22 protein-coding genes and 1 tRNA gene are annotated in these 26,513 nt (G+C 57.4%); 6 read left to right on the top strand and 17 right to left on the bottom strand.

Features of this window, described 5'->3' with window-relative positions; genetic code table 11:
* Positions 1-118: 118 nt before the first annotated feature.
* The 9 genes from MP439_07155 to MP439_07115 all read right to left on the bottom strand — a co-directional run bounded on the left by MP439_07155 (position 119) and on the right by MP439_07115 (position 12,657).
* Positions 119-1,159, bottom strand: coding sequence for an MBL fold metallo-hydrolase (locus MP439_07155; GenBank protein ID MCI2975839.1), 1,041 nt, complete (start codon positions 1,157-1,159; stop codon positions 119-121).
* A 295-nt stretch (positions 1,160-1,454) separates the two neighbouring features.
* Positions 1,455-2,444: an NAD-dependent epimerase/dehydratase family protein gene (locus MP439_07150; GenBank protein MCI2975838.1), complete on the bottom strand. Its 990-nt coding sequence runs from the start codon at positions 2,442-2,444 to the stop codon at positions 1,455-1,457.
* Positions 2,437-3,387 carry a hypothetical protein gene (locus MP439_07145; protein ID MCI2975837.1) on the bottom strand — a complete coding sequence of 317 codons (951 nt, stop codon included), beginning with the start codon at positions 3,385-3,387 and terminating at the stop codon, positions 2,437-2,439. The genes MP439_07150 and MP439_07145 overlap by 8 nt, the downstream gene beginning before the upstream one ends.
* Positions 3,384-4,127: a glycosyltransferase family 2 protein gene (locus MP439_07140; protein ID MCI2975836.1), complete on the bottom strand. Its 744-nt coding sequence runs from the start codon at positions 4,125-4,127 to the stop codon at positions 3,384-3,386. Before MP439_07140 ends, MP439_07145 begins: the two co-directional genes overlap by 4 nt.
* A gap of 201 nt (positions 4,128-4,328) precedes the next feature.
* Entirely contained in the window at positions 4,329-5,513 is a 1,185-nt protein-coding gene (locus MP439_07135; GenBank protein MCI2975835.1) for a hypothetical protein, read from the bottom strand.
* A gap of 594 nt (positions 5,514-6,107) precedes the next feature.
* Complete coding sequence (locus tag MP439_07130) at positions 6,108-7,427, bottom strand: hypothetical protein (protein MCI2975834.1); 1,320 nt, start codon at positions 7,425-7,427, stop codon at positions 6,108-6,110.
* A gap of 345 nt (positions 7,428-7,772) precedes the next feature.
* Positions 7,773-8,561 (bottom strand): hypothetical protein, encoded by a 789-nt coding sequence (locus MP439_07125; GenBank protein MCI2975833.1) that lies wholly within the window; start codon positions 8,559-8,561, stop codon positions 7,773-7,775.
* Positions 8,562-9,289: 728 nt separating this feature from the next.
* Positions 9,290-9,928 (bottom strand): hypothetical protein, encoded by a 639-nt coding sequence (locus tag MP439_07120; GenBank protein MCI2975832.1) that lies wholly within the window; start codon positions 9,926-9,928, stop codon positions 9,290-9,292.
* Between the two features lie 1,298 nt (positions 9,929-11,226).
* Entirely contained in the window at positions 11,227-12,657 is a 1,431-nt protein-coding gene (locus MP439_07115) for an AMP-binding protein (protein ID MCI2975831.1), read from the bottom strand.
* 1,053 nt (positions 12,658-13,710) lie between these two features.
* On the opposite strand from MP439_07115, the gene dinB reads away from it, so the two are divergent.
* The 5 genes from dinB (at position 13,711) to MP439_07090 (ending at position 17,399) form a co-directional block, all read left to right on the top strand.
* On the top strand, positions 13,711-14,910 hold the full coding sequence (gene dinB / locus MP439_07110; protein ID MCI2975830.1) for a DNA polymerase IV: 1,200 nt from the start codon (positions 13,711-13,713) through the stop codon (positions 14,908-14,910).
* Positions 14,911-15,038: 128 nt separating this feature from the next.
* Positions 15,039-15,752 (top strand): 7-cyano-7-deazaguanine synthase QueC, encoded by a 714-nt coding sequence (gene queC / locus MP439_07105; protein ID MCI2975829.1) that lies wholly within the window; start codon positions 15,039-15,041, stop codon positions 15,750-15,752.
* Complete coding sequence (gene queE / locus MP439_07100) at positions 15,737-16,378, top strand: 7-carboxy-7-deazaguanine synthase (protein ID MCI2975828.1); 642 nt, start codon at positions 15,737-15,739, stop codon at positions 16,376-16,378. Before queC ends, queE begins: the two co-directional genes overlap by 16 nt.
* Complete coding sequence (gene queD, locus MP439_07095) at positions 16,378-16,731, top strand: 6-carboxytetrahydropterin synthase QueD (protein ID MCI2975827.1); 354 nt, start codon at positions 16,378-16,380, stop codon at positions 16,729-16,731. The genes queE and queD overlap by 1 nt, the downstream gene beginning before the upstream one ends.
* A gap of 371 nt (positions 16,732-17,102) precedes the next feature.
* Positions 17,103-17,399 carry a tyrosine-type recombinase/integrase gene (locus MP439_07090; GenBank protein MCI2975826.1) on the top strand — a complete coding sequence of 99 codons (297 nt, stop codon included), beginning with the start codon at positions 17,103-17,105 and terminating at the stop codon, positions 17,397-17,399.
* Positions 17,400-17,503: 104 nt separating this feature from the next.
* On the opposite strand, the gene MP439_07085 is transcribed toward MP439_07090, so the two are convergent.
* The 8 genes from MP439_07085 to MP439_07050 form a co-directional block, all read right to left on the bottom strand.
* A tRNA-Pro gene (locus tag MP439_07085) sits at positions 17,504-17,581 on the bottom strand.
* A gap of 98 nt (positions 17,582-17,679) precedes the next feature.
* Positions 17,680-18,747 (bottom strand): methyl-accepting chemotaxis protein, encoded by a 1,068-nt coding sequence (locus MP439_07080; protein MCI2975825.1) that lies wholly within the window; start codon positions 18,745-18,747, stop codon positions 17,680-17,682.
* A gap of 101 nt (positions 18,748-18,848) precedes the next feature.
* On the bottom strand, positions 18,849-19,763 hold the full coding sequence (locus MP439_07075; GenBank protein ID MCI2975824.1) for an MBL fold metallo-hydrolase: 915 nt from the start codon (positions 19,761-19,763) through the stop codon (positions 18,849-18,851).
* Between the two features lie 169 nt (positions 19,764-19,932).
* Positions 19,933-20,130 (bottom strand): hypothetical protein, encoded by a 198-nt coding sequence (locus MP439_07070; GenBank protein MCI2975823.1) that lies wholly within the window; start codon positions 20,128-20,130, stop codon positions 19,933-19,935.
* Positions 20,131-20,168: 38 nt separating this feature from the next.
* Positions 20,169-20,372, bottom strand: coding sequence for a hypothetical protein (locus MP439_07065; protein MCI2975822.1), 204 nt, complete (start codon positions 20,370-20,372; stop codon positions 20,169-20,171).
* A gap of 166 nt (positions 20,373-20,538) precedes the next feature.
* A complete protein-coding gene (locus MP439_07060; protein ID MCI2975821.1) occupies positions 20,539-22,059 on the bottom strand; it encodes an acyl-CoA carboxylase subunit beta in 1,521 nt (506 codons plus the stop codon).
* Positions 22,060-22,095: 36 nt separating this feature from the next.
* Positions 22,096-23,496 (bottom strand): ribosome biogenesis GTPase Der, encoded by a 1,401-nt coding sequence (der, locus tag MP439_07055; protein ID MCI2975820.1) that lies wholly within the window; start codon positions 23,494-23,496, stop codon positions 22,096-22,098.
* A complete protein-coding gene (locus MP439_07050) occupies positions 23,489-24,880 on the bottom strand; it encodes a DUF512 domain-containing protein (GenBank protein ID MCI2975819.1) in 1,392 nt (463 codons plus the stop codon). The genes der and MP439_07050 overlap by 8 nt, the downstream gene beginning before the upstream one ends.
* 76 nt (positions 24,881-24,956) lie before the next feature.
* Between MP439_07050 and ispH the strand changes: the two genes are divergently transcribed.
* On the top strand, positions 24,957-26,009 hold the full coding sequence (gene ispH, locus MP439_07045; protein MCI2975818.1) for a 4-hydroxy-3-methylbut-2-enyl diphosphate reductase: 1,053 nt from the start codon (positions 24,957-24,959) through the stop codon (positions 26,007-26,009).
* Positions 26,010-26,513 lie beyond the last annotated feature (504 nt).

Below are 26,513 nucleotides of genomic sequence, written 5' to 3'. Positions count from 1 at the left end.
ACGAAGGCGCCGTCCAACGTCAAATATGCAGCGCAACCGACACTCCATTGCGATCTCCTCGGCATCTGCTGCAAGGATGGTGCGAATCGCGTGCTGAGCGGATCGAATGCTGCTGGACTTAGGGTGTTGGAGTGACTGGCGTGAAGTGATACGAACCATCGCGTTCGGCTTGCACCAAATAGCCTTGGATGGCAAGGAGTTCAAGGTGGTACTTTGTCTCCATCACCGCAAGCATCTGATTGAAGGCGTCCAGCTCCTCTAGTTGGCGCTCACGACGCGTCCAGCGCAACCGCTGCGCGACCTCGAACGGCGTAGCTGCGCCTTCTTCCACGGCAGCTCTCGTCGCATTGAGGCGACCATCATGGTGCTCGAGCAAGGCATCGATTCTCGGGGAGAAACGATCAGCTGGCAATCCATGTGCGGGTAGTAGCTTCGCCTCCGGCAAACGACGCACGTGTCGCAACGAGGCAAGGTAGTTACCCAACGGGTTGGGGTAGACGATGGGCTCAAAGCCAATCGAGGGCGTGATGTGAGGAAGAATATGATCACCTGCGAAGAGCAGTCCGTTCTCCTGATCGTAAAAGACCACATGCCCTTTGGTGTGCCCCGGGGTCGCGATCACTCGCAACCGGCGTGAAGAAAGCTCAATGACCTCCTCGCCGAGCCAGGCATCCGGCTCCTCGTAGAGACGACCTGCGATGTCGTCGGGGGCCGGAGATGGCACCAGCAGCGTCACCAGCTCACGTGCTCCACAGCGCTCGAGTTCGATCATCTGATCGCGGAGTGGATTGGGCCTCGGACTGGCGGCATGACGAATCGATTCACGCTCCCCGATCCCAAGGCTGATGTGGGTGCCAAAATCACGCCGCAAGGCGACCGCCTGCGTGTAATGGTCGCGATGGATGTGCGTCACTAAAAAGCGACCGATGTCCTTGGGCGAGGCACTCAACTCCCCTAACGCCGCCAACAACCTCTCACGGGCCACGTCAAGCTGTTGGCCCGAGTCGATCAGGACCAGACGCTCACCATCGACAATCGCATAGACATTCACCGCACGCAACCCATCGTGTGGTAACGGCAGCGGGATCCGATAAACATTGGGGGCTACTTCAAAACACCCGGGTTCTTCCCAGGAACCAACTCGTGCCGGTTGACTCATGCGTACTCCATTCTGAACACGAGCCTATCGGGGGTTAACGTCGTACACAAGACAACGACCTGGGACCAGCCAATCGATGGCCTCGAGCTACAACGGAAGAGAGCATCCTTCCTCGGGACGCCTTGCTAGGCGTAGCGCTCGATTGCGTGACCGTGTCGCGTAACCATCATCGGCAGCGTTTCATGATCGACCGACACAGGGGTGAATCGGTGGCACCCGCTCGTCGGCATCAACCGATGCGACAGCGACGCTTCAGCTGAAGTACTGGTTCATGGCGCTCAAGCGCAGCCCTGGGTCAGTTAACGGTACCCTCGCGGAGCAACTCGATCGCAGAGGCGATACCGTCTTCAAAGCTGATCGCGGCCTCGAACCCAAGCTCAGCCTGTTTGGTAGTGTCACCCCCGCGCGCAAAGACTCCAACGGGTCGATCGTCGCGACCGTGCACAGCAGTCTCGTATCCACAGGCCCGGACTGCAAGGGCTGCGAACTCAAGGAAGCTCGTCAAGACTCCGGTTGAGAGGTTGATGGCTGCTGCATCGTTCACAGCGTCCATGGTGGTAATCACACCACGCACACAGTCATCGATGTGCACAAAATCGCGCATCTGTCGTCCGCTACCCCACACAATGAGCGGTTCAGTTGGCGAACCCGCGAGTGCCCGTTTGCAGATCGAAGGAAACGGATAACTATCGTCCTGATCGACGCCGTAACCAGAGAAGGGCCGATAGCACACCGACGCAAGTCCATGACGCTCGTAGGCAAGCCGTGCCAGGTACTCACAAGTCAGCTTTGCCCAGCCATAGGACATGTCCGGCATGCCAATGTCGTCGCCAAAATCGATCATCTCCTCCGACAACAAGACAAAGCCTTCTTCGCGCTGGAGTTTGATCGGGTAGGCAGCACTCGACGAGAAGCAGATCGTCTTTGTCGGTTGAGCCGTCGCGGCCCATTGCCAGTATTCAGCATCGATGGAGAGGTCATCGGCGATCGCAAGCGGATTGTGCTCGATCATCAGGCGGCCACCGACCATCGCCGCGAGATGGAGCACGAGGTCAAACGGCTCGTGCGGGTGAGCTCGAAACCACTCACGACAGTCTTGGGGCACGTAGTGAAATGATGTGAATTCCCGCGGGTCAAACAACGGCCACCCCGCGCTCGGATCGATACCACCGGTCGCGGTGGCGATCGGGTCAACGACCACGACGTCATCACCCGCTTCCAGGAAGTAACGCACGAAATGACGTCCAACGAAGCCGGCGCCTCCGGAAATCAAAACCCTACGCACGCTCAAAGTGCTTTCGATACAGATCCCATGCTCGAATTGCAGGTCCCGGCAGGTAGGCAACGATGGACTCCGGATCCTTTGTCAGATCACGGATCAACGCCAGGTTGTTGGTGTAGCCGATGATCTCGGCTTTCATGTCGCGGATCAGGTCGTGGTCGTTGCGATCCTGAAAGACTGATGGCTCACTAAAGACCACTTGAAACCCATGAGCCTGCACGTAATAGGCTGCCCAGATGTCATCCATCCTGCCAATGTAGGGATACAGGAAGTAATAGGGCAGAACCCGGCGGGCCAGCATCGTATTCTGCGAGTTGAACGGCGCCATCACCGACCCTGTCAGCGGAAAGAGTGATCGGTCAAAGTCGCACTCTGGTGCGTGCTCAAGCCGACAGATCGCGTCGATGTCAGGGTCACCGTTCCAGAATCCCGCGTCGATATCGACCTGCACTCTTCGCACGACTGGATCGCCATAGCTTCGTTGGGCCAACAACTCGAGCGGGTAGCCTCGGTGCCAAAGCTCGCCATGGTTCGTGGCCCCGACGGGATCGAAGGCCTCGAGCGAGGTCTCATAGACACCCACCTCGATCTCGGAGCCAACTCTGACCTCTTTACCCCAAGTTGGCTCGGGAATGTTATCGTCGTCGATCAGCGCGACGACGTCGGCACCCATCTCGTAAGCCATTACGACTCCCAAGTTGCGACGCTGGATACAGTTCCAACCGATCGCCTCGGACAGCAGGGGGTCGTAAGCGTCCTGTTCAGCGGGTGAGACATAGCGTCCACGTTCCAGCCGGTAGTCGGTCGGGGTCTTACGGTCACCGATAACGATGAGTTCCCAGTCCTCCATTGCGTCATAGCGCAGGACTGCCTCGGTCGGAGGATTGATGGTGGTAGTGACGATGATCTTGCGCATAGCGAGGTTGAGTGTAGCGAACCAGATCAAGCAAGCAGGCTTGCTCGAGGCCGCAATCTGGTTCGAACACCGATCCGAAAATACATAAAGTTACGAAAGAAACTGTTCGACGACTCCCCTTCGCTACGAGCCCGCCAACGTGAGGGAATTTCGTAGACGGACACATCAAGTCGCAAGGGCTTGAGCATCGTCTCCAGCAGGAAGGGGTGGCGAAGCTCTTCCCATGCGATCGCTTGCACAAGCGCCGTTGGGAACAAACGATACCCATAGGTCATGTCAGACAACGGCGTTTCATACAGCAGCGCGAACGAGCGCTGAAAGAGTTTGTTGAGCACGAGCTTTAACGGCGAGTAACCATCGAAGGAGCCAGGCTGTAACCAGCGTGACGCGGTGATGATCGCCTCGGGAAACTGCTTGGCTCGCTCGATCATGACGGCAACATCGTGGGGATCGGTCTCAAGGTCGCTCGCCATCATCACCAGGTGCGAACCTTGTGCGAGTGCGAATCCTTCGCGCAAGGCACCGCCGAGGAATGGCATTGACTGCACATGGACGCGAATACGATCGCCATAGCGTTTTTGCAGTTCCTCAATCACGACCTGGCTCTCGGTGGCGGTACGGGGCGAAACCAGGATGAGGTATTCGCAGACGTCCATCTGGGCCTGTTGCTCGATAATGGCGATCGTCTCACGAAGCGCATCTGTCTCGTTTATCACTGGCAAAAGGACTGTCGCCGACCGAAATTCGTGCACTCGTGGCAATCCCCTCACGCTTGATCGCTCCTTGGGTTCAAAGACCTACGCAGCCATGGTACTCGGTCGCACTGAGATGAACCGCCACACAGCATGCCCAACGAATCTGGCAGAGAACGAGGCGCACCCCAACAGGTCTGCGCTGATCAGCTGCGGTTGGCCAGACAAGCCTTACTTGACCGTAAAAGCATCGTTGGTTTCGATCAAAGGGCGCAGTCGTTACTTAGCGCGTGCCTTTGGCACTGCGATCCGGCAAGCTCCGGCTATCACGTCAATCGCAAGTCGGGCAGTCGATCCACGAGGTTCGCCATCGAGTGAGACCACAAACGGTTGGTGTGCTTCAACGGTGACTCGTGTCACCTCAGCAACCATCGCGTGACGCGGTGTCGGACGAATGCCCTGGCGAATCGAACTCACAAGCTCGCCAATTACCACTCGCCCCGCTGACCGTGAGATCGTCACCAACTGAGCGACTCCGTCATTGGGGCTGACTTTGGGCAGTGTCACACCAATCCTGCCGCCGATTCTCGGCGCGTTGAGGACCGCCACATTAAGATACTGTTGAGGTTCGCCGACTTTTGACTCATCGTTCGTCCGAATCTCCAACTCCAACGGTCGATGTCGGCGCCAGGCTCGAAACGCTAGGAATGGATAAACAAACGGTCGCCTCCAGCCGCGGACATCACGGACCCGTTGAGCGAAATCTGCTACCAGCCCAATGTTGACTGCATGGGCTGCCAAGCCTACGTCGGTACGGAGAATGTCGATGCGACAGGTTAAGTTCCCGTAGGCAACCAACGCAGCCTCCTCTGGGTAAAGTGGCACTCCGATGGAGCGTGCGAGGTCGTTTCCGGTGCCCACCGGCAGGACACCCAAGATGTTGGGCGTGTGAGCCATCAACGCGATCGCTGCCCCCACCGTGCCGTCACCTCCCCCAACAACGACCCTGCCGCCCCCGGCAACCCTGCTACGGGCAGCCTGCAACGCCACCGACAGATCCTCGCCTTGGGTGAGTATGACCTCAAGGCGACCGCTGGAGCCATGCGTGATGGCCCGAACCGCCCGCCTACTCAGTCCCGATGAGCCCGAGTCCCGATTGATTACCAGCACCGTTAGCGTTTGCGAGTGCGTCCGTTGAGTACCGGATCGCCTTCCAAGGGCTGCTTCAACCACTTGCACCGCGATAGCGGTAGACGAAGTCACGATGAGTAACCGCCCCAATCGACCCCAGCTTTGTCCACAAAGGCGCTTGTACAACCCATAGGCTCCGATCGCGGTGGCGAGCGGAGTCCTGGCCGTCGGCGCAACGCGTGCCAATGTGTATCCGAGGCTCACGACGAGCGAACTAGTGCCCCCGAATAGCGTTCCCACCGTGACCCCAACGCCAACGCTCTCAGCTGCCAAAGGGCGGCCCCTCACAAGCAAACGTCCCACGGCCCCCACGGCCAGGGCCCGAAGCAGCCACAGCGCCAGTTCATCGTGTGGTTGATCGAGCGGACCAAATCTCAAGCGCAACGAACATCCGTCCTTTCGGGTATAGCGCCAACTTAGTATGATCCGCCACCTCAAGAACCCGCGCTACTACCACGATCCACGTCAAGCTGCGCAGAGCCGAGGCCATGTACCAACCCCAATGACAGAACGCATTTCGCATGTATCCGTTCCAACAGCGACAAACCTCACAGCATTGGTGGCCAAACCTAATCACATGGGCCGCAGCCATTGCGCTCACTGCTTCTCCTTTCCCATCTGGCCATGAACACCACCAGACCAGGCGAAGACCACCAGGGTCGAACCCGGCGGATCGCCAACATCGCTAGCTTCGCAACTGAGCGGGCATCAGGGTTGTAAAAGACCTGTGGGTACGGACACGCGCGTTAGAGCAAATACGGTAACGACCTCGCAGTCCAACTAGTCGAACCCTGAACCCCTGACCTTGAGCGCTCGCACCAAGACCCAGACCTCCGGAAGTAGGACCTAGAGTTCACATCAAGTCCTCTAGCTCCTAAGGACGTAGGTGATAGGTCTGGCGTCGCCGGGGAGATGAGGTGGTTCGTTGTTGATCTCTTCGATGAGAAGCGCGAGAGCACGTCTAAGACGCGGTTGGTCTGGACGGTCGAGATACACGGTAATTCCTCTGAGCCCAAAGGAGATCGTGCCGCCCAAATGGAGCAGGTTCCGGGTGATTCCCCGATACTCGTCGTCATCGCCTAAGTAGGCGTTGATCCGTCGAGCCAGATCGAGCTCTGCGTTATAGGCAAGCAGGCGACACACCATCTGAAGTCCGCGACGCTCAAGATGAGGCTTTGCCCGAATCGCCCCGGGATGAATCTCGTTGCGGCTCAGCCTGGCCGGGGTCCCTGTCAATGCAGCTGTTGCTGCCCCGAAGTCCTCCTTGGCGATGCTGACGGAGTCTTTGAGCTCCGTGATGAGCGCGAGATGATCATCAATGTCGGAACTAGGGTGCACACACTGGTCTCCGAGGGCTTCTTTGGCCTGTTTCAAGGTGTCCTGTGCTTGCTTGCGCTCACTGTAAGCGACAAGCCGAGCTGGGTTGGCAACCACGGTGTTATCTGGAACCTCGTCCATCTCGTAGCTACAGAGCCAGTTGATGCCATGATGGGCTTGTGCGTACTTGAAGGTATTTTCGATACGCCATCTAGCTCGCAGTGCTCTAAGTAGTCGCGCTCCATTCAATGTTGTGTCGCAGGTGAGGAACTGAAAGACGATCTTGTCGTTCTCGTACAAGCTGAGCTGGCGGGCTTGCCCGTAGCCTTTGAGTTCGACGATCTCATCGGCTAGGTGATAGAGAACGCGCTTGTGGTCCATCTCTACCCAGGAGATCCCAGAAGTTACCGTAGAGGCGGCTAGAGGAGCCCTGCGGTAGGTGACCCAGCCTACTCCTCGTTCTTTGAGAGCATTGAACACCTTAGGGTAAGACCCACCCCGATCGAAGCCGACCATGACCGGGCGGTCTCCGCAGATCTCTATGAGTTGATCGATCACCGGGGGTAGGTTGGCCGAGAGTCCCTTCGGGTCCGAGGAGAAAAAACACATAGCACGCCAGCTGCTATCTACTATGAAGGTATCGTCTCTTGCCCTCTCCGCTCTGCGCTTGCGAGTGTTGTAACCCTTTACGACTGGTCTGGCTCCGGTGTAGGTGACGAAGTGATCATCGCAGAAGTACAACTTGGGGGGCTCCTCGTCTGCATCGAGCATCGCCTGAGCGAAAACTACCTGGAGCAGATGTGGATCGCTTGCCTCGGAAATAGCTGCCAGACGGGGTCCAAGCGTGCCCAACTTAGGGGAGGACTCCATCTAGCACTTCGCTCGGACCCAAGACAAGAGTGTGCCTACGTGGTTCGGGTGGCTGACAGGCCCGCCCTGGCCCTGGTGATGCTAGCTTGTCGACCGATTGACTTGCAGCTTCCCTACGAGACGGCCGTTCTACCCATATGAATGTCAGGGGATCCCAATCCCATAGGTTCGTCTTTTCGTTGATGTCGGATAGAAGTCCTCTATGGCTTTCACATCGATCAGCCCCCCATCACCCTTGCAGACATGTTATCGTTTTACGTTATTTCGTCTGAACTTCGAGCGCTCCAGGTACAGAGCGAATTGTCGGATGCGGTCACGGTCAACGGCCAAATGTTCCAGCAAGCGTCAGTTCAACTGCTCGGTTGTGGGAACCATGGCCACTACTGGCCAGACATGACCCCAATCATGGGGCTGGGGATTAAACCCGACCTCGAACCTCGAAGCCGTGTTTCCCTCCACTTGAGCGGGCGAGGTGTTAATGGTGACTTTGTATGACCCCGCGGGCAGGTTAACCTTCACGGCGGGAATAATACCTTGAAACGAGAAGAAGGCGAGATTAGTTGCACCGAGAAAGGCTGGTGCTATTGTATCCATTCCCGTTTCAACGTTCTGCGGGGTATCGTTACGAACGATGGCTATACCATCGCTAGTTGAAGTCACCATCTGTCTATCCGCGGCAGCCAGTGACCCGTAGAAGGGCGCGAACACTCGAGCGATGTCGGGCAAGATTGACTTATTGGTACGACCATTGGTGCCGGACGTGTCTAAGTATTGATCGATGCCAAAGGTATAGCGGTAGGTCGCGTACAACTTGGCGGTATAGATCTCCATCCGCTGTGTAGGCGTCCAGGTAGTGCCGACATAGGTATCACCGATCTTGGCCAATTTGGTATCGCGTACTTCCTTGGCGAGTACCTTCGGTGCCAATATCCTCATGGTGTCAGGTACAGAGAATGGGTAACCATTCGATGTCACTGGGCTATTGGGGATCCCTTTATAGATGTTCAGATACTCAGATCCGGGAGACGCCTTAACCTTAGCTGCGGGCTTCGACGATTGTGTGGATGTGGACCCACATGCCGCAAGCAATGCTGCCCCTAGCGTGACTGTTCCAAACATATGCCTACGTCGCATTAGACTAACCTCCTGGCATCATTTGCTCTGTAGTAAGCACCAGTGATGCTAACACGGACCCGCCAGCCAGTGTCTCCCTGATTGTGAACAAACATGAAGAGTCCTCGCCAATCGGACAGCGCCCGACAGAAACCTGAAATACGGGTTCGGGCTGATCGGTGATGGAGTGAGAAATGTAAGTGCAGCGCAATCTTTGTTGGTAGTGCCAACTGATGTATGCATCATAATGGTGCTGACCATTAAAGCCACAGAACCGTGGAAACACCCTTTGGGCAGCACGAAGTGCCTGTTCCGCAGTTCTAACGCGAGCCGACACGTCTCCCGGCGACGCTTCGCCTGCGGAATTTACGTGCGCAAACACGCTACTTAAATGCACAGTACTTCGTTCTTGGCCATTCGCTCTCCCTTGATCCTGCTGAGCCGTCTGTGAAACCAGGCTAACCTATTCGAACCCGTGGGCGATGCCACGAAATTCTCTCCCAACACATCGCTATCCCCTTCTTGTGATGTTCAAGAGATAGCCCACCAACTGGGGTGTATGGGCGATTTAGCAACATCACTGCTATCGGCGAGGTGATCGACCCGGATCATGGGCGCTGCCGACCGCGTATCGGTCCACCGCCGCGACCCACGCGAAGCCGGAATTCATCTTCATACAACTCGGCCGAGAAACACGTGGTCCAGGTTTACACAAGTTCCATAGTAGGACGGCATCGATTTGTACCAGGTCACTGAGTAAAGGTATCGTTCATTAGGTTGAATTGGGCGACACCACCATTTGCGTAGCCCAACCTAAGCATTGTTCCAGAGTAACTTGTCTCGACCAAGTGATGTTTTCCAGCTGGCGCATAGGTATAAGTTCCGACTACTACTGGACCAGCGGTCGTGTCTCGTTCTACCAAGACGGCGGCTTCGACGGGATTACCCGCAGAATTCGTCGTCACACCGCCAAACACCTGATAAACAGCGCCTTGAAACCTCGTTTCCCACTCTTTACCGGAACTCTCAAACGGCAACCCCGGCGGTTGGTTTCCTATGTGAAGTCCGAAGTCGTATTGCGGAGTTGGCGCTGCCGCAGTCTCTTGCTCTACCTGGCTCCTACCTTGGGCAGCTGCTACCGGCCCCGTAGGCGCGGTTTTGTTGTTTGCAATCGCCGCAGCCTGACTACTAGCGAGACTCTTGGCAATCGCTGCCTTGTCTGGTGGCAGGTTCTTCGCGGTGGCGAGAAGCTGCTGCACCGACGGGGGTGTACCACCAGTCGAGCTTGTCAGGCTCGACGAAGAAAAGTGAGCCACAGCGAGGCCACCTAGCCCAAGAACTGCTAGTGCTATTCCCCCTGAAGTGAACTTCATTGCTTTACTAGTCATCTAACTATGCCGCCCCTCGTTTAGTTGTGTTGTCCATGCTACACAATCCCTTCCTCTATCTGATGTGGACTTACATGTATCCAGATTGAAATTCCGTACTGTTTGGTACATCCTGTTGGACGGCCCCTTGAGCGTGGCTCCATTACAAGAACCCAGCCGGTTGGTGAACGCATCGGTCGTATCAGAGCCAAGTACCCAAAGGTTGCTCCTCACCACGACACTGTCCTGACCCATCATGAGGACCAAGGCAAGGTCGTTCATCGCCGTCGCATCGATCGGGTCATCGACCTCACGGTCGTCGAACGTGTCACCAAACCAGCCGACGAAGCCCTACGTGGTGCCTATATCATTGAGACGACGCATGCTCACTTGAATGAAGAGCAGATCTGGGGTCTCCGTATCACGTTGACCCGAGTTGAGAACGCCCGTCTATCACCAACTCAACCACAGGACCATGGCCCACCTGTTTATCTCGGTGCTGGCCTACTACCTTTTGGCCTCCATCGAATTGACCCTGAGGAATCAAGGAGATACCAGGAGCTTTGCGACCATTCGAGAACAGCTCTCAACGCAGCAACGCAGCACGCTTGCTCACCAACGACGAGGGAGTCATTACCCACATCAGAACCTCCTCCATCCCTGAGCCAATCCATAAGGAGATCTACTCCCCTCTTGTGGTCCGGGATCCACTCCGGCGTATCAAGACAACTGCGGCGCATTGGTAGTGTCCCACTGAACTGCTCAGACCACGCTGCGCTGGGGTGATACGGGGGTACTCCGAAAGTTGGGCTAATGGGCCCACAGCTGAACCAATATCGTTGCTGCAATGGTTGGCGACCTCGCCCCTTCGACTTAGCTCACTGCAGAAAGGATCACTGCAGAACTCTGCTCCCAACACCACCTGGCAACCCCGCTCGATCTCGTACCCAGGATGGACACAAATTGGCAAGGGAGACTTCGCACTCGAGCCACCACCTCGATGACCTGCAAGCAGCCCCGACTGCACCACACTGAAAGATTCCCTCGTAGCCAATCCCCCCACTCGTTGCCAAGCTACCCGATCTGAGACTTAGGGCGCCGCCTGAGCAAACCATGTTCTGTAGCTTCATCATTGCGCCGTGTGGCACTCGTCACTACTAGAATTAGTGTCTAGTACAATCACGAACCTAACACATCGTGGCGACGATTGCAAGGCATTTTGTAATAGTTCGGCGATCCTGTCGGCATCGATTGTTGTTAGAAGCGGTTATCGACTTCGTTCATGAACTAAGCATCTTGATGATCCCGAGCCACCCGGCCTAGTTATTTCTCAACCGTTCACGTTGGATCTTGCCCATTCGATTCCGTGGGAGCGCTTCGACATAGCGCACCTCATCGGGGACTTTGATCCGATGCAAGCGCTCGGCTACGAACCGTCCTACGGCCTCCTGCTCGGGTGGAGCGCTTGTGACAACAAGAAAGGCCACGATCCTCTCCCCCCAATACTCATCTGGCTCACCGATCACCGCTGCCTCGATGACCTCGTCCATCTCCTCAAGGCAAGCCTCGACCTCTCGTGGGAAGACATTCTCACCCCCCTTGATGATCAGCTCCTTTGCGCGACCGTTGATCACCAAGTAGCCATCCTCGTCAATACAGCCAAGATCACCAGTGCGAAACCAATGATCGTCGGTGAAGGCTTCCCTCGTCGCAGCATCGCGCTGCCAGTAGCCTCTGAAAACAGCTTCGCCACGGACGAGTATCTCACCGTGATCACCGTCCGAAAGTCGTATCGCCACACCAGGCAGCGCCTTGCCAACACTGCCGGCGATGCGGCGTCCACGATATAGATTCGAGGAAATCATGCCAGCCTCGCTCATGCCATATCGCTCGAGCGGCTCCTGCCCGGTCACCTCGCAAATGCGGCGGAAGGCCTCGGCTGACAGCGGGGCTGAACCAGAGACTATGAGCCGTAACCCACCGAATGCTTCAAAACCCTCTGAGCCCAACAATTTGGCGTAGATGGTGGGTACCCCGAAGAACATGCTCACTTCCTTGGCACGCACCTGTGCGATGGCAGAAGTCGGGTCGAACTTCGCGAACGCCACGGCTGTGGCTCCCGCGCACAGCGTCCCGTGTAAGCCAACGCCGAGCCCGTGCATGTGGTGCAGTGGCAGTGTGAGCAGCAGAGAATCCTCCTCGCTCCATTCCCAGGCGGTGATCACCGACCGTGCGGTAGCGAGAAGGTTGCGATGCGACAGGGGAACCCCCTTAGGTTTTCCGGTGGTGCCCGACGTGTAGAGCATCAGGGCGATTGCGTCAGGATCCGCATCGTCGATCGCCACCGTGGTGTCAGGAGATACGTGAGCATCGAGACTCGTTGCGAGCACTCCGTGCGCATCCCATAACGAGCTATGCGATGGATCGCTCAACGAGGCCAACGGCGAACAATCTGCGACGATATCACCGACCTCAGCACCGCTCGAACCCTTAGGTATCGGCACGCCAATGGCGCCAAGACGCATGACGCTGAGATGGGCGATAAGAAAGTCAATCGGACCGTTAACGTCGATGGCCACACGATCTCCCTTACCACATCCGAGTGCTCCCAGTCGCCTGGCGCCAAGCTCTGACCTGGCGAACAGACTCTCTGCTGTGAGTCGGATCGAACGATAGGGTTCGACCACGACCGCCTTGGAGGGGCAATCTTTATACATCTCCTGCCAAACTGACACCAGGGTCTCGCCCATGAACCCTCCTCTCATCGGACCATCTCGCGAACAGACCCTCTGGTCGGTGCCCGAGCGTCACAACACCCACATATCAGCTCTCATCGGTGAGTATCGCCACAGTCCTCGCCAACAAGTTATCCACACCGTCAACAAGACTGCCACGAGCAAGCCTATCTGCGGCCACCATTGGAACGGAACCAAAAGCCATCGTGCACGCAACGTCATCATTGCTGAACTCAACAGGCACACCCGGGTCAACCCAACCGGCGTCGGCTAGAGTTCAACCCGGCTACGTCCCTGTGGCCAGAAAACAGTCAAATTGACTGAGCTGGCGCCTCATCGAGCCATTACGTCATGGCGCCATCGGGAGGCAGACGATACGACGAGGCAACGTCGTGATCCTTGTGGTGATCGCGGGCATGAGATTCCCTGGTCCAAGATCGACGTGCACCCACTTCGCCAACGCCACGGTAGCCAGGCAGACGACGCAGATCGGGTCCTACGATCCCGATGAGATCGCCTCCGTCTCGATTACGCAGGCATAGCTGGTGACCTCGCCCTATCCATGCTCCTTCCTGGATCGACTGATGAGCGTCAAGGGCACCACCCAAACGCACAAGATTGATGCTTCACTTGCCACCACCCGAGACCTGTAGGTGATCTTTACCTCGACTCGGGACAGCTAAGTGCTCCTCTCTCGCGCAGTCTCAATGCGTACACCAAGCAACCAAGCCGCACCCTATACCAATCGAGTCTTCGAGCTCACGTCGATGGCCATCAACAACGCCCCCCTAACTCCTTCACCCAGCCATCATCCCGGTGACGACCAAGTGTGCTGGCGCCTCCTGCATACCGGGAGAATCTTCACGCTATCGACGTCGGACGCCCAAAGTTACCTCACAAGTTCTCCGGCACCTATCGCCGGCACGAGCCAGCAGAGGTACCTCCACCAGGATGCCGCCGTGATGATCGAACCCCCATCATCGCATTCTCGGATCCCCAATCTCACCACCGTGCTAGGATCGATTGTGGCATTGCACTGCGTGGCATCGGTGAGCAGGGAGTTCAAGGTTGCCTGACGATCGTGGCACAACAGCCTCTGACAATCGCAAAATTATCCATGTCGACATGGATGCATTCTTTGCCGCTATCGAACAGAGGGACAACCCGGATCTGCGAGGCAAACCCGTCGTCGTCGGTGGAGATCCGTCGGGCCGCGGTGTCGTAGCAACCTGTAGTTACGAGGCCCGCCGCTTTGGCATCCACTCTGCCATGGCCGCCTCCCGAGCAAAGGCCCTCTGCCCTCAAGCCGTCTTCCTTCGCCCACGGATGGACACGTACCGGAAGACTTCCCAACATGTCATGAGCATTCTGCGTAGTTACACTCCCCTCGTGGAGCCCATCTCGCTCGATGAAGCATTTCTTGACGTAACCGCGGCCACCGAAGACGGCACGCTCGCCGTACAAATCGCACAAGAGATACGTGCAAACATACAACGCGAAACCGGCCTTACCGCCTCGGCAGGTGTGTCGTACAACAAGATCATCGCAAAGCTCGCCTCCGATTGGCACAAACCCAACGGAATCATGGTGGTTCCACCAAGTCGTGGCTTGACATTCCTGGCGCCGCTGCATGTCAGCAAGCTCCACGGCATTGGCCCATCTACCGTCGACAAGCTGGCTCACCTGGGGATCAGCACGGTCCTGGACCTACGCAGCGCACCTTCGATCATGCTTGTAGAACACTTTGGGAAACTCGGCATTTGGTTCCATCAGATAGCCAACGGCATCGACCTTCGCCAAGTGCAACCGGATCGTGAGCGCAAATCCGTTGGCAGCGAACGGACCTTCCCAACCAATCTCACCGACATGCAAGATATGGTGAACGTCGTTGGCGAATTAGTTGAACAAGTCTCCTCCCACTTATCCCGAACCGGTATTGCCGGGCGGACGATCAGTCTCAAGGCCCGCTTTCCAGACTTTACGACCGTGACCAGGTCCCTCACCGTCTTGGAACCGATCTGGCGACGCGAGGACATCATGGCTGTTGTGAAGGTGCTGCTACCAAAAGCCATCCCTACCGACAAGGGAGTACCCGCATCAATTCGTCTACTCGGAGTATCCGTCAGCACGCTGGTGGACACCGCCATGCATCGATCATCCTTGACCCAGTTGAACTTGTTTAGTGAGGCTCGATCCGACGAACCTACATCACCACCGCCAGAGCCCAAACGCGGCGAGGGTACCACGACGACAACACCTGGCAGCTGATCACACGATCATCCGTTGAGGACTGCGCTCCCTGTCGTGTCGTCGCTCGCACCACGTACCAACAAGATCAGACCGCGTCCGATTAACCTGGATACCGCAGCCCGAGATGAACTAGAGGAGGAGCCCAATTGACCAACCGGCCAGCCGTCGTTCTTTTGAGCGGCGGGCTCGACTCGACCACGGTATTGGCGATCGCACTCGATGAGGGTTACGACGCCTACGCATTGAGCTTCGACTACGGGCAGCGACATCTTGTTGAGCTCGACGCCGCGCGTCGGGTCGCTCGCACCTTTGGTGCCAATAAACATATTGTGGCCAACGTCGATTTGCGGGCATTTGGAGGCTCAGCGCTGACCGACACGATCGACGTGCCACACCATAAGCGAGTGGAGGAACTCGACTCGGCGATTCCGGTCACCTACGTCCCGGCTCGGAACACGATCTTTCTCTCGTTCGCACTCGCTTGGGCCGAGACCCTCGGCGCCAGCGACATCTTCATTGGGGTCAATGCGCTCGACTACTCTGGCTACCCAGACTGCCGTCCCGAATACATCGCCGCTTACGAGACGATGGCAAATCTCGCCACGAAGGCTGGAGTCGAGCAGCGACAACATCTTCGGATTCACACACCGCTGATCGAGCTGACAAAGGCACAAATTATCACCCTTGGGCGCAATCTGGGGGTCGACTACGGCTTAACCCATAGCTGTTATGATCCCGATCCAGGTGGCAAACCCTGTGGAACCTGCGACTCATGCCTTCTTCGCCACAAGGGCTTTCTCGAAGCTGGAATCGAGGATCCAGCCCGCACCCAGAAGGCTGGCTCGTGTCCTACTTCGTAAAGGAGATCTACTACACCTTGCAAGGCGAAGGCACCCAGGTTGGAAGACCAGCGGTGTTCTGTCGCTTCGCAAGGTGCAACCTTTGGAGTGGCAGAGAGTCAGATCGCCAGCGAGCGGTCTGCCAGTTCTGTGATACCGACTTTGTGGGCATGGATGGCCCTGGAGGCGGACGCTTTGCTAGCGCACACGATCTTGCCGTTGCTGTGCGCACCACATGGGGTGGCGATACGCACAAACACAGCTTGCCCTATGTCGTGTGCACCGGTGGCGAGCCGTTGTTGCAACTCGACGAAGCCGCGATCGACGCATTCCACCAACAAGGCTTCAGCGTCGGTGTGGAGACCAATGGGACTCAACCTGCCCCGAAAGGGCTGGATTGGATCTGTGTGTCGCCAAAGGCGAACGCTCCCCTCGCTCTCCTGTCTGGTGACGAACTCAAACTCGTCTATCCTCAACTCCTCGCCCCGCCAGAGCGGTTCCAAGATCTGGCCTTTGACCACTTTCTACTACAGCCAATGGATGGTCCGAACCGGGAGGATACCACCGCTCGGGCCATCGAATACTGCCTTGCTCACCCACAATGGAGGCTGAGCCTCCAGACTCACAAATACACAGGGATTCGTTAATGGAGATTTTTAAGGAATTCACGTTTGAGGCCGCGCACCGGCTGCCCAATGTCGATAAAGACCACAAGTGTGCCCAACTCCATGGCCACTCATACCGCATTGAGGTCCACGTACGTGGTGCAGTAGATCCGGTCAAGGGCTGGGTGATGGATTTCGCAGACATCACAGCAGCCTTCGCCCCAATTCGCAAGGAGCTCGACCACCATCTCCTGAACGACATCGACGGACTGTCCAACCCGACGAGCGAACACCTCGCCCTGTGGATCTGGCACCAGCTCACACCTGCGCTCCCCCTTGCTGCCATCGTCGTCAAGGAGACAGCATCATCTGGGTCCATCTACCGAGGTGAGTAGCGGTCATCGAACCTGGATAGCTGGCCTCTGCCTCGGTCACCCCGCAAGTATTCGATCGGCTCGCCGACTTGGTGTCCCATCTGGTGAGCAAGTCCAGACAGCCTGAGGGCGCTGTGGATTCTCACGCTTGGTATCGGGTTGCGGTGAGGAGAGGCGCTAGGGCTCGAATGGAAGGACTACGACGAGAGAGCCAGAACCCTCAGCGTGACGAAGGCACGGAAGGAGGAAGGTTCCAAAGTGGTCACAGGATTACTTAAGACCGATAGCTCTCGACGGGTGATCCCCTTACCTGTGTCCGTGTACACCGCTCTCGACAGGCATAGAGATGAACAGGTTGCAGAGCAAGAACATCTAGAAAGTCTTGGAGTTAAATGGAAGGAGCCGACAGCGATGTTTGCCACTTCTTGGGGTCACTGGCTCGATCCCGACGGGCGAGTAAAGCGTTTAGACGTCTAGCACTCAAGGCCGGGCTGGGCAACTGGCACATGCACGAACTGCGACACTCTACGGCATCACTCATGCTGGCTCAGGGTTGCCGTCTCGAAGAGGTGAGTGAGATCATTAGACATGCGTCAATCAGGGTGACAAAAGATGTGTACGGACATCTCAGCGGAGAGCGACTGCGCGAGGCCACGGACAAAATGGGCGAGTTTCTCGGTGATTTGTAAGTCACGCGAGATCCATAGATGCTGTGAAGTGACTTTACAAGTGACGCATGTGAAAGATCAATTCTGGCCAGAAGGCGTTCTATAGCCTCTTACCTGGTCATTTCTGGTCGGGCTGGGGAGATTTGAACTCCCGACCTCTTGACCCCCAGTCAAGCGCGCTAACCAAGCTGCGCCACAGCCCGTGCGCTCATTCTACCGAGATACGTCTGGCGCGGTGCTACAACGCACTCGATTCCCAAATCCGTAGATGTCCCAGATGTGGCTCTTGGTGGGCCACAAGCTACTCGGCTCGGACACCAAAACGCCGCTCTGAATCCTCTGCGGACCCTTCCGTTGCGACAAGGATCCTTGAAAGCCTATCTGAGATCTCCATTGTCGCTTGTTCTTGTTGTTCTGTAGCGCTGTTAATGCGAAGAAGCATCTCGCGCACTTGCCGGTTTGCAGTCAAGATGTCCTCGAGGGCTACCGCAGCTGCCTCGGCATCCGCCGTGCCCCGCAACGCCTCCTGGAAGCTCTCTTCGAACCCCTCACTCACCTCGGTCGTACCGGATCGAACTTCAGCAATACGGCTCGTGATCTCAGAGGCAGCACCACGCGCCCGGCTTGCCAATTGACGCACCTCGTCGGCGACGACCCCGAAGCCGCGCCCTGCCGCCCCAGCCCGGGCCGCTTCAATCGCGGCATTGAGAGCCAAAAGATTCGTCTGATCTGCGATACCCTGGATTGTCGATACCATCGCGTCGATCAACTTCGTCTTTTCGGAGAGTCGTGCAAGGGTTGCCGAAGTCTCAGTCATCCGTCGCGATATCTCGTCAATCGCACCCTTAGCTGCAAAGAAAACATCGCGACTCTCAGCAGCCTTGCTGTTGACAGAATCTGCCGCTTCCTTGACTACCCTAGTGTTTTCAGCCACCTCTCCAGCGGTGACCGACAACTCTTCTACCGCGGCTGCAATCTGACTTACCGCCTCGGCTACAGCGCTCGATCGATACTGGTTCGACTCTCGGCGAAGTTCGTCATCACGAACACGAACCGACACGTCTCTCCATTGCACCAGAAAACACTCGTCAGCCTGCCTATCAGCGTCGGTTACCAAGGAGATCTTGGCTATGTAGTGGCGATCACCGGAACCGTATTCCAACTCCACCTGATTCTGTCGCCGGTCTGTGCGTAGACGCTGAAGCTGACGACGGGCGAACTCCGCATCAGGAAACAGGTCGGCAAGGGTCGCATCATGACCAGCAACTACTAACTTCAATCGACGTTCTGCACTCGGGTTGACGTAGGTGACACGCGCCTCCGCATCTGGTGTCGCCAGCGCGATCGGTGCATCCAGACGATCAAGCACCCCCCTATCCATCAGCGCAGAACGACGCAGTCCAGAAAAACCTCTTGCCATGTAGCCATCATCGGCACGATCACCCAGAGCTTGACAAGGAGCACAGTCTCTTAAGCCATGCAGATAAGCGGCCCGCCGTGATAGGTAATCATATCGGTAAAAGCCGCAACGACATCGACTGAACCTCCAGGCTCGAGGCCCTTGAGTTCAGCCATGGCGCGATGCAGATTGCCAACAATGCGCTCGCTGTCGTGCCACTCGGCGAACTCACCAAGATCGGTACTCATCGCAGCCTCGAGCGGCGCGATATTGTCGCTGAGGGCACGTCCAGCGAGGTTAAGCACCCAGTTGAGGTAGCGCTCGATAGACTCGAACACCTTCATCGAACACGGCTCACCGTGGCCAGGGACCACCGTCTCAACCTCAAGACCGCGCAGAGATGTCAGCGTGTTCAACCATCCCTGGACCGAACCCATCAGTGCAAACGGCGTGCCTCCATTAAACGCGAGGTCGCCAGCGAAGAGCAGTCGATCATCAGGAAAGTAGACAACCGCATCCCCAAGCGTGTGGGCAGGATGGCCGAAATGGCGCAGCTCCACACGGCGCTCACCAATCGCGAGACCCAGGCTTTGATCGAACACGATATCGGGGGGTCGCACCACAATATCGCCCCAATCGACGTCGGTAAAGAGACCCGGTGGTGGCACCGCAAAACCCGACTCCATCTCACCGGGGACTGAGGCCTGCGCCACGATGAAACATGGGTCAAGGGTCGCGTTCCCATTCGTATGGTCACCATGATGATGGGTTGCGATCATGCCAACGCGATCACCGACGCCAACGCGCTTCGCCTCGTTGATGAGCACCTTGGTCCGGTCCACCGTCGCTGCTGAGTCGATGAGGTACGACAACCCAGCCGTCGGAATTACACCGGCATTGTTGAGATACCAGGAGCCGTCCCGTTGGATGAAGGCGAAGATGCCGTCAGCGACCTCTTGCATGCGAACCTTGGGCAACGATTGCATCTTATGCCTTTCTAGGAGTTCCCTATCGCTGAGATATCTTCCTCACCAGCGGTTATTAGCTTGTTGACGTCCGTTGCACTCTCTCTTGCCCAGAATCGCGTTGGCAAAAAATTTACTCGCACCCATGAGTAACTCGGATACCAACACTAGTCCTGACGCCCCACAACAGCTAGAGAACGTGGTGGAGCCAGAGGATGAGCTGAATCAACCGATAGGTCAAGTAAAGGATGGTGGCAACGATCAGGAGCTTAAAGTGCCACGGCTTTTTCTTGGGCGCCGCAATGACCGTTCCACAGCTTGGGCAGTGTCCTTCGCCGTCGAGTTCGTCTGAATCTTGAAAGCGCTCGCAAGTATCGCACCATGGCATAGTTACATCCTATTCGGTGCTCAACAGCATTGAAGAAGTCACCGCTTCAGCTCATGCACTGTCGGCGCATCGAGCAAGCGTCGGCGCGCCCTAGACTCCCGACCAAAGACCCACCGAAGCGCCATCAGCCGAAAGAGTCCGCCCACTCGTCGCTTCGCATCCAGCGCACGTCGCGTGATAGCATGCCAGTCTTCCGTTACCCAATCGACCGATCCACGAATCACGATGATGGTGGCGATCATGCCCACTGATTATGGTCTGACTACGCTACCCGCAAGCTCACGTTAGCCCGCAAGCTCACGATTGCCAAGACGCCAGCCAGGCACCCGATCCAATCATGTCGGACCAAGCAGCGATGGTTGGCACTGCCTACAGGAACACGGCATCACCGATGACCAACGTTGCGATCTAGACCGGCGGTACTCCATGTCGACGACCAGAAAAGAACCGATCACGACGCCGTGCCCGATCGAAGCGGGCGATCAGTTCATGACGCAAAAACCGCCCCTCGATGATGACGTCAATCACGAGATCACTGGCAAGCCGTAGCAGGTCAACATCTTTTTCGTACTCTTCGCGCATGGCGCGGATAAACTCTGTTCGCTCCTCGGGGTCCTCGATACTCGCGATCTTGTTGTAGTAGACGGCATTGACCGCAGGTTCTGGACCCATTACGGCGATCGCCGCCGACGGCAACGCAATCGTCGCCTCAGGAGAAAACCCTGGCCCACACATGGCATAGAGACCAGCTCCGTAGGCCTTTCGCACGATCACCGAGATCTTGGGTACCGTCGCCTCGGCCACGGCCGTAATCATTTTGGCACCGTGACGGATAATCCCTTGGCGCTCCACCTCAGACCCAATCATAAAACCTGGCACATCGGCCAAAAAGAGCAGCGGGATGTTGAAGGCATCGCAGTTCCAAATGAATCGAGCTGCCTTGTCGGCCGAGTCTCCAAAGAGCACCCCACCCTTGGACATCGGATTGTTGGCCACGACACCGATGACCGCGCCGTCCAAGCGGGCAAAGCCAACCAGGATCTCCGATGCAAACAGTGGCTTGATCTCAAAAAAGCTCCCTGCATCGACGATAGCATTGATGATCTGATGCATGTCGTAACCTTGCTGAGGCATGGTGGGGATCATCGAGTCGTCAAGTTCAACGATCGGATCCAACGCCTCTTCGTGTGGCGGGGTCTCCTTATAGCTGGTCGGCAGGTAGGAGAAGTACGCACGTGCCGCGGCAAGCGCACCTGCGTCATCGGCAACCAGGTTGTCACCGCAGCCAGAGACAGAGGCGTGCATTCTGGCGCCACCCATCTCATCGAGCGTCACCCGCTCACCGATCACCACCTCGGCCATCCGCGGCGAACCCAAGTACATCGACGCGTTCTTCTCAACCATGAACACCACATCGCAGAAGGCAGGAATGTAGGCTCCTCCCGCCGCCGAAGGGCCAAAGAGACAGCAGATTTGGGGTACCCGACCCGAAAGGCGCACCTGGTTGGCGAAGATTCTCCCGGCACCGCGACGACCGGGGAAGAGCTCGACCTGATCGGTGATCCTGGCTCCGGCGGAGTCGACAAGGTAAAAGATAGGCAACAACTCGTTATAGGCAAGTTCGGTGATGCGAATGATCTTCTCAACCGTACGTGCCCCCCATGAGCCGGCCTTGACCGTCTGATCATTGGCCATGATCGCGACCGGCCGACCATCGATCGTGCCGGTGCCGGTGATCACACCATCGGCTGGCAGGCTTGGATCGCGCTCATTAGCAAAGAGTCCGTCTTCGCGGAATGAGCCCGGGTCAACGAGCAACGAGATGCGCTCCCTGGCATGGAGCTTCTCTGCCTTTTGTAACTTCTCCTCAACCGACTTGGGCCAGCCGTACTTGATCTGTTCAGCCCGCTGAACTACCCGATCGCTCATGAATGCTCCAACCTCTCTGTCGCTCACGTGCCTAGGTTAATCCCTGCGACGCACACGCAGTTTGATCGGAGTAGAACCGAGCTTGTAGTGCTCGCGAATCCGGTTCTCGAGGAACTTGAGATACGAGGCCGTCAATGGCTTACTGGCAAAAAGCGTAAACGTTGGAGGCTCGCTAGCGCCCTGGACAACGTAGAGGATGCGGCCTTCACGAGGCGGGTTTGCCCCTTGGAGCGATCGAAGGAAACGATTCAGCTCGCCAGTTGGTACTCGCGATCGATAGGCCGCTTGCGCCTCGAAGAGCTTGGGCAACAATCGATGCACGCCCTTGCCGCTCTGAGCGGAGATGCGCATCGGTTCCACACCGGTAAGAAATGACAGACGATCGCTCACCTGGGCATTGACCATGAGACGGGCGTCGTGATCGAGCAGGTCCCACTTGTTGAGCACCAAGACAATCGGAGAACCCGCCAAGTCGATACGCTCAGCGAGCCGCTGGTCCCAGCCCGTGACCCCAACCGTCGCATCAACCACGAGGACCGCGACGTTACAGCTGTCGATGGCCCGAAGCGTACGCACCATCGAGTAGTACTCGGTGGCCTCCGCATAGCGAGAGCGACGACGCAGACCCGCGGTATCGAAGAAGCGCACCGGCCCCATCTCGGTCTCGATGACCGTGTCGATCGTGTCAACCGTCGTACCCGGTCGGTCGTAGACGACCGCGCGCTCTTGGCCGACCACCCGGTTAAACAACGTGGATTTCCCGGCATTCGGTCGACCAACGATAGCTACCGAAAGCTCATGTGTCTCGGTACGAACAGCATCGGTGAAGGCGAGCTCATCATCTGGACCATGCTCGACTTCTGGGCCGAACTCCTCCTCTGGGTCGAAGTCATCCCCGTGCTCATACATCGGCAACTGGCCGGCTCCCGCATCACCAAACCCTCCGGTGAGCTCACCGATCATGTCCAAAAAGTCGCCAGTGTTGCGCCCGTGCATGGCCGAGATGGCGACCGGGTCGCCAAAGCCGAGCTGGAGAAACTCGTAGATCTGGGCATCGTAGCGTTCGTGATCGACCTTGTTCACAACGACGACGGTGTTCCCTGGCCAGCGATGCAACATCTTGGCGACGTCGAGATCCTCTTCGGTGACACCAGTACGAACATCCACCAAGAACACGACCACGTCAGCCTCGCGTACGGCGCGCTCCGCCATCTGTGATACCTTCTGATCCAGCGCATCGCCTTTACCCAACCAACCGCCGGTATCCATAAATTCAAACGTGCGGCCGCGCCATTTGGTCTCGCCGACCTTGAGGTCACGAGTGACCTTCGCCCGCTCCTCGACGACGGCAACCCGACGCCCGACCATGCGATTAAACAACGACGACTTACCGACGTTTGGACGTCCAACAATCGCGACTTTTGTGACCTCAGCCATGTGATCCTCCGATCAGCGGGAAGGCCGTCCCATCTAGGGCCAGCGCCAAGGATGCACCGTCTGTGGGTACGACCTCCACCTCTCTGGGCAACTCGCGGGCATCGAGTCCGTCGATGAATCGACCCTCGCTGAGACAGACGTCGGGCAACAGCAGGCGGTCGTAGTCGACGGTGGCGATAGCACGGGCAACATCAGCACCGCTCATCAACCCTGTCACCGCGATATTGCCGCCGAAGAATTCATTGCGCACCTCGATCACGTCCACCGGTGGCTGACCAGCCGCCACAAACACGCGTTCAAGCGCTAACTTGCCATAGGTCGACGAGATAATCGCGACCTTGAGCGCATCCCCGGCCCGGCGCTGGCCAAAACCCTTGGACCGAAAGCGTACCGCGCGATAACCCAAGGCCGGTGCTCCATCGATAGACGAGAAGAACCCAGAGTGCGCGGGCACCTTGGTGCTCTCGCGGTGGGTGAACTCGTCCTCGAAGGAACGTGTCACCCCGACACCATTCTCGAGCTGTTCGAAGTCACCGTAGGTCTCACGATCAGGAAAGGTGACGTCGCCTAAGAGATAGAACTCGTCTGAGCAATAGAACAACGTATGCCCCAGGACCGAACGAGCGAGCTCTGCGTAGGTGGTGACCGTTTCGATTGCCGCGCGAGCCTCGTGCTTGGCCATCGGGCGCATCCTCGCCTCTTTGGTGTACTTGGAGACCCCGAGTGGGACGACACCAACCGAGGCCAACGAAGGAAATCGCAAGAGGATGTCGGTCAAGGTGGCCTCGAGGTGCACGCCATCGTTGATGTCAGGCGCTAGCACGATCTGCCCGTGCACCCGAACACCAGCCTCGAGCAGATGCTCAAGCCAACGCAGCGAGGTTGCCCCTCGACGATTGCGCAACATCTCGGCACGTAACAGCGGGTCGGTCGTGTGGATCGAGACATAGAGCGGGCTGAGTCGTTCGGTTATCACCCGCTCGAAATCCGCCTCAGTAAAGCGGGTGAGCGTGGTGAAGTTGCCATACAAGAACGACAATCGATAATCGTCATCTTTGACATAAAGGGTGCGACGTAGCCCCTTTGGTAGCTGGTAGATGAAGCAAAACTCACAGTGATTGTCACAGGTGCGCACCTTGTCAAAGAGTGCGTCAGAGATCTCCATGCCCACCAACGATCCTGCGGGCTTGTCGATGATCAACTCGAGCTCGATGCCAGAGCGCTCGATCGTCAGGATTGGATCCGGACCGTCCACCAACTGTTGATAGTCGATGATATCACGAGGAGGGACGCCATTGACGGCGACGAGAGCATCACCAACCATAACTCCCCCACGTTCGGCGGGCGAGCCTGGAGAGACACGAAGGATGGAGGGGTGAGGCATACAGAACCAGCCTAAAGGCTGAAGGTCTCCGCTACGGGCAATAGCGTAGCTTTGGAAGTCGCCTAGACTTGCTTGCGTGACGGTTGAAAAGGTCATCCTGGCTTCCCCCCGAGGCTTTTGCGCCGGTGTCGAGAAGGCGATCAACGCCCTTGCCTGGATGGTGCGGATCTTCCCACCTCCTGTCTATTGCTACCACGAGATCGTCCACAACCAACTCGTCGTTGAGACCTTCCGCCGTGTCGGCGTCATTTTTGTCCAAGACATCTCGGAGGTCCCAAGGGGACTCCCGGTGATGCTGAGCGCGCACGGCACAGCCCCCGAGGTGGTAGAGGAAGCCCGACAACACGGCGGGACCGTGATCGATGCGGTCTGCCCACTCGTCACGAAGGTTCATCATGAGATCAAGACCCGGGCCAGCAAGGGTTATCGAATCGTCTACATCGGCCATCGAGGTCACGAGGAGGCCGTTGGTGCCATCGCCGAGGCCCCCGGGGCCGTTGACTTTGTCGAAGCGCTCGCCGATGTGGAGGCACTCAACGTTGATGATCGCCCGGTCGCGTTGCTCGCTCAAACGACGCTGGCAGTACCGGAATGGGGTGAACTCGCCGATCGTACCAAAGAGCGCCTCGGAGATGTTTGGATGCCTGGTCGCTCAGATCTGTGCTATGCCACCACCAACCGCCAGGCCGCGGTGACCAAGATCGCCCCACGCCTTGACGTCCTCGTGGTAATCGGCTCCGCCAACTCTTCAAACACCTGTGCCCTCGTCCGAATTGGCACTGCTCACGGGGTACCGCGCGTTCTGCGCATCAACTCCGAGCTCGAACTCCCCGACGACCTCGAGGGGACGATTGGAATCACCGCTGGCGCATCGGCGGCAGAGGACGTCGTCACGCGCGTGGTTGCCAAGCTCGACCCTCGCCAAGGCATCGAGACGGTGCATGCGATCGACGAGGACGAGTTCTTCCCTGCCCCACCTGAACTTCGCGAGCTCTTGGGTGGTCTTGGCTGTGCGACCGCCCTCCTGCTCGACAAAGAGGCTCCAGCCGATGTCGGCGTCCATGATGCCGCTCGTGACGCCCTGGATGAGCTCAACGCTGAACCCGCTTGGGTACCACCATCCCGATAACCAAATGGTGGGCCAAAGCGCCTCGTCTTGGATTGTCTCCCGTCGTCACATCCATCTCAGCACGTCAGCACAGACCTCGACAACAGGGCTATGCAGCCGGGCGTGTGTTGCGACACCGACGCTCATGCATTGGCAACGCCGCGATGCTTACGGCGCCATGCTCGCTGTCGATCGACGTCTTCGTCGGTCGGCGCGGGAGCCATCCAGTGGAGAAGCATTCGTTGATAACACATAGCAACCAGCGCGCAACCCATAGTCTTTTGAGACAGATCGTAGCAGACAAGACCACAGTCAGCAGAGCCGTAGCCAACAGGGCCGTAGCCAACAGGGCCGTCGCAAACAACACGGCCTTAACCCGATACCGCTTGCACCATTGGCCTTAGTCCTGATGAACTAGCGCACACCACAGATGCATGTAATGCTTGTGTTGGACCGTCTCGTGAGTCATCGAACGTTTCTTGCAGCCTTGGTTGCGCGCCCTTAGTCTGATGCGGGGAATCAGGA

The organism is Ferrimicrobium sp. (genome assembly GCA_022690815.1).
Classification (GTDB): domain Bacteria; phylum Actinomycetota; class Acidimicrobiia; order Acidimicrobiales; family Acidimicrobiaceae; genus Ferrimicrobium.
The sequence above is the reverse complement of the archived record's forward strand: the minus strand, read 5'-3'. Positions and strand labels throughout refer to the sequence as shown.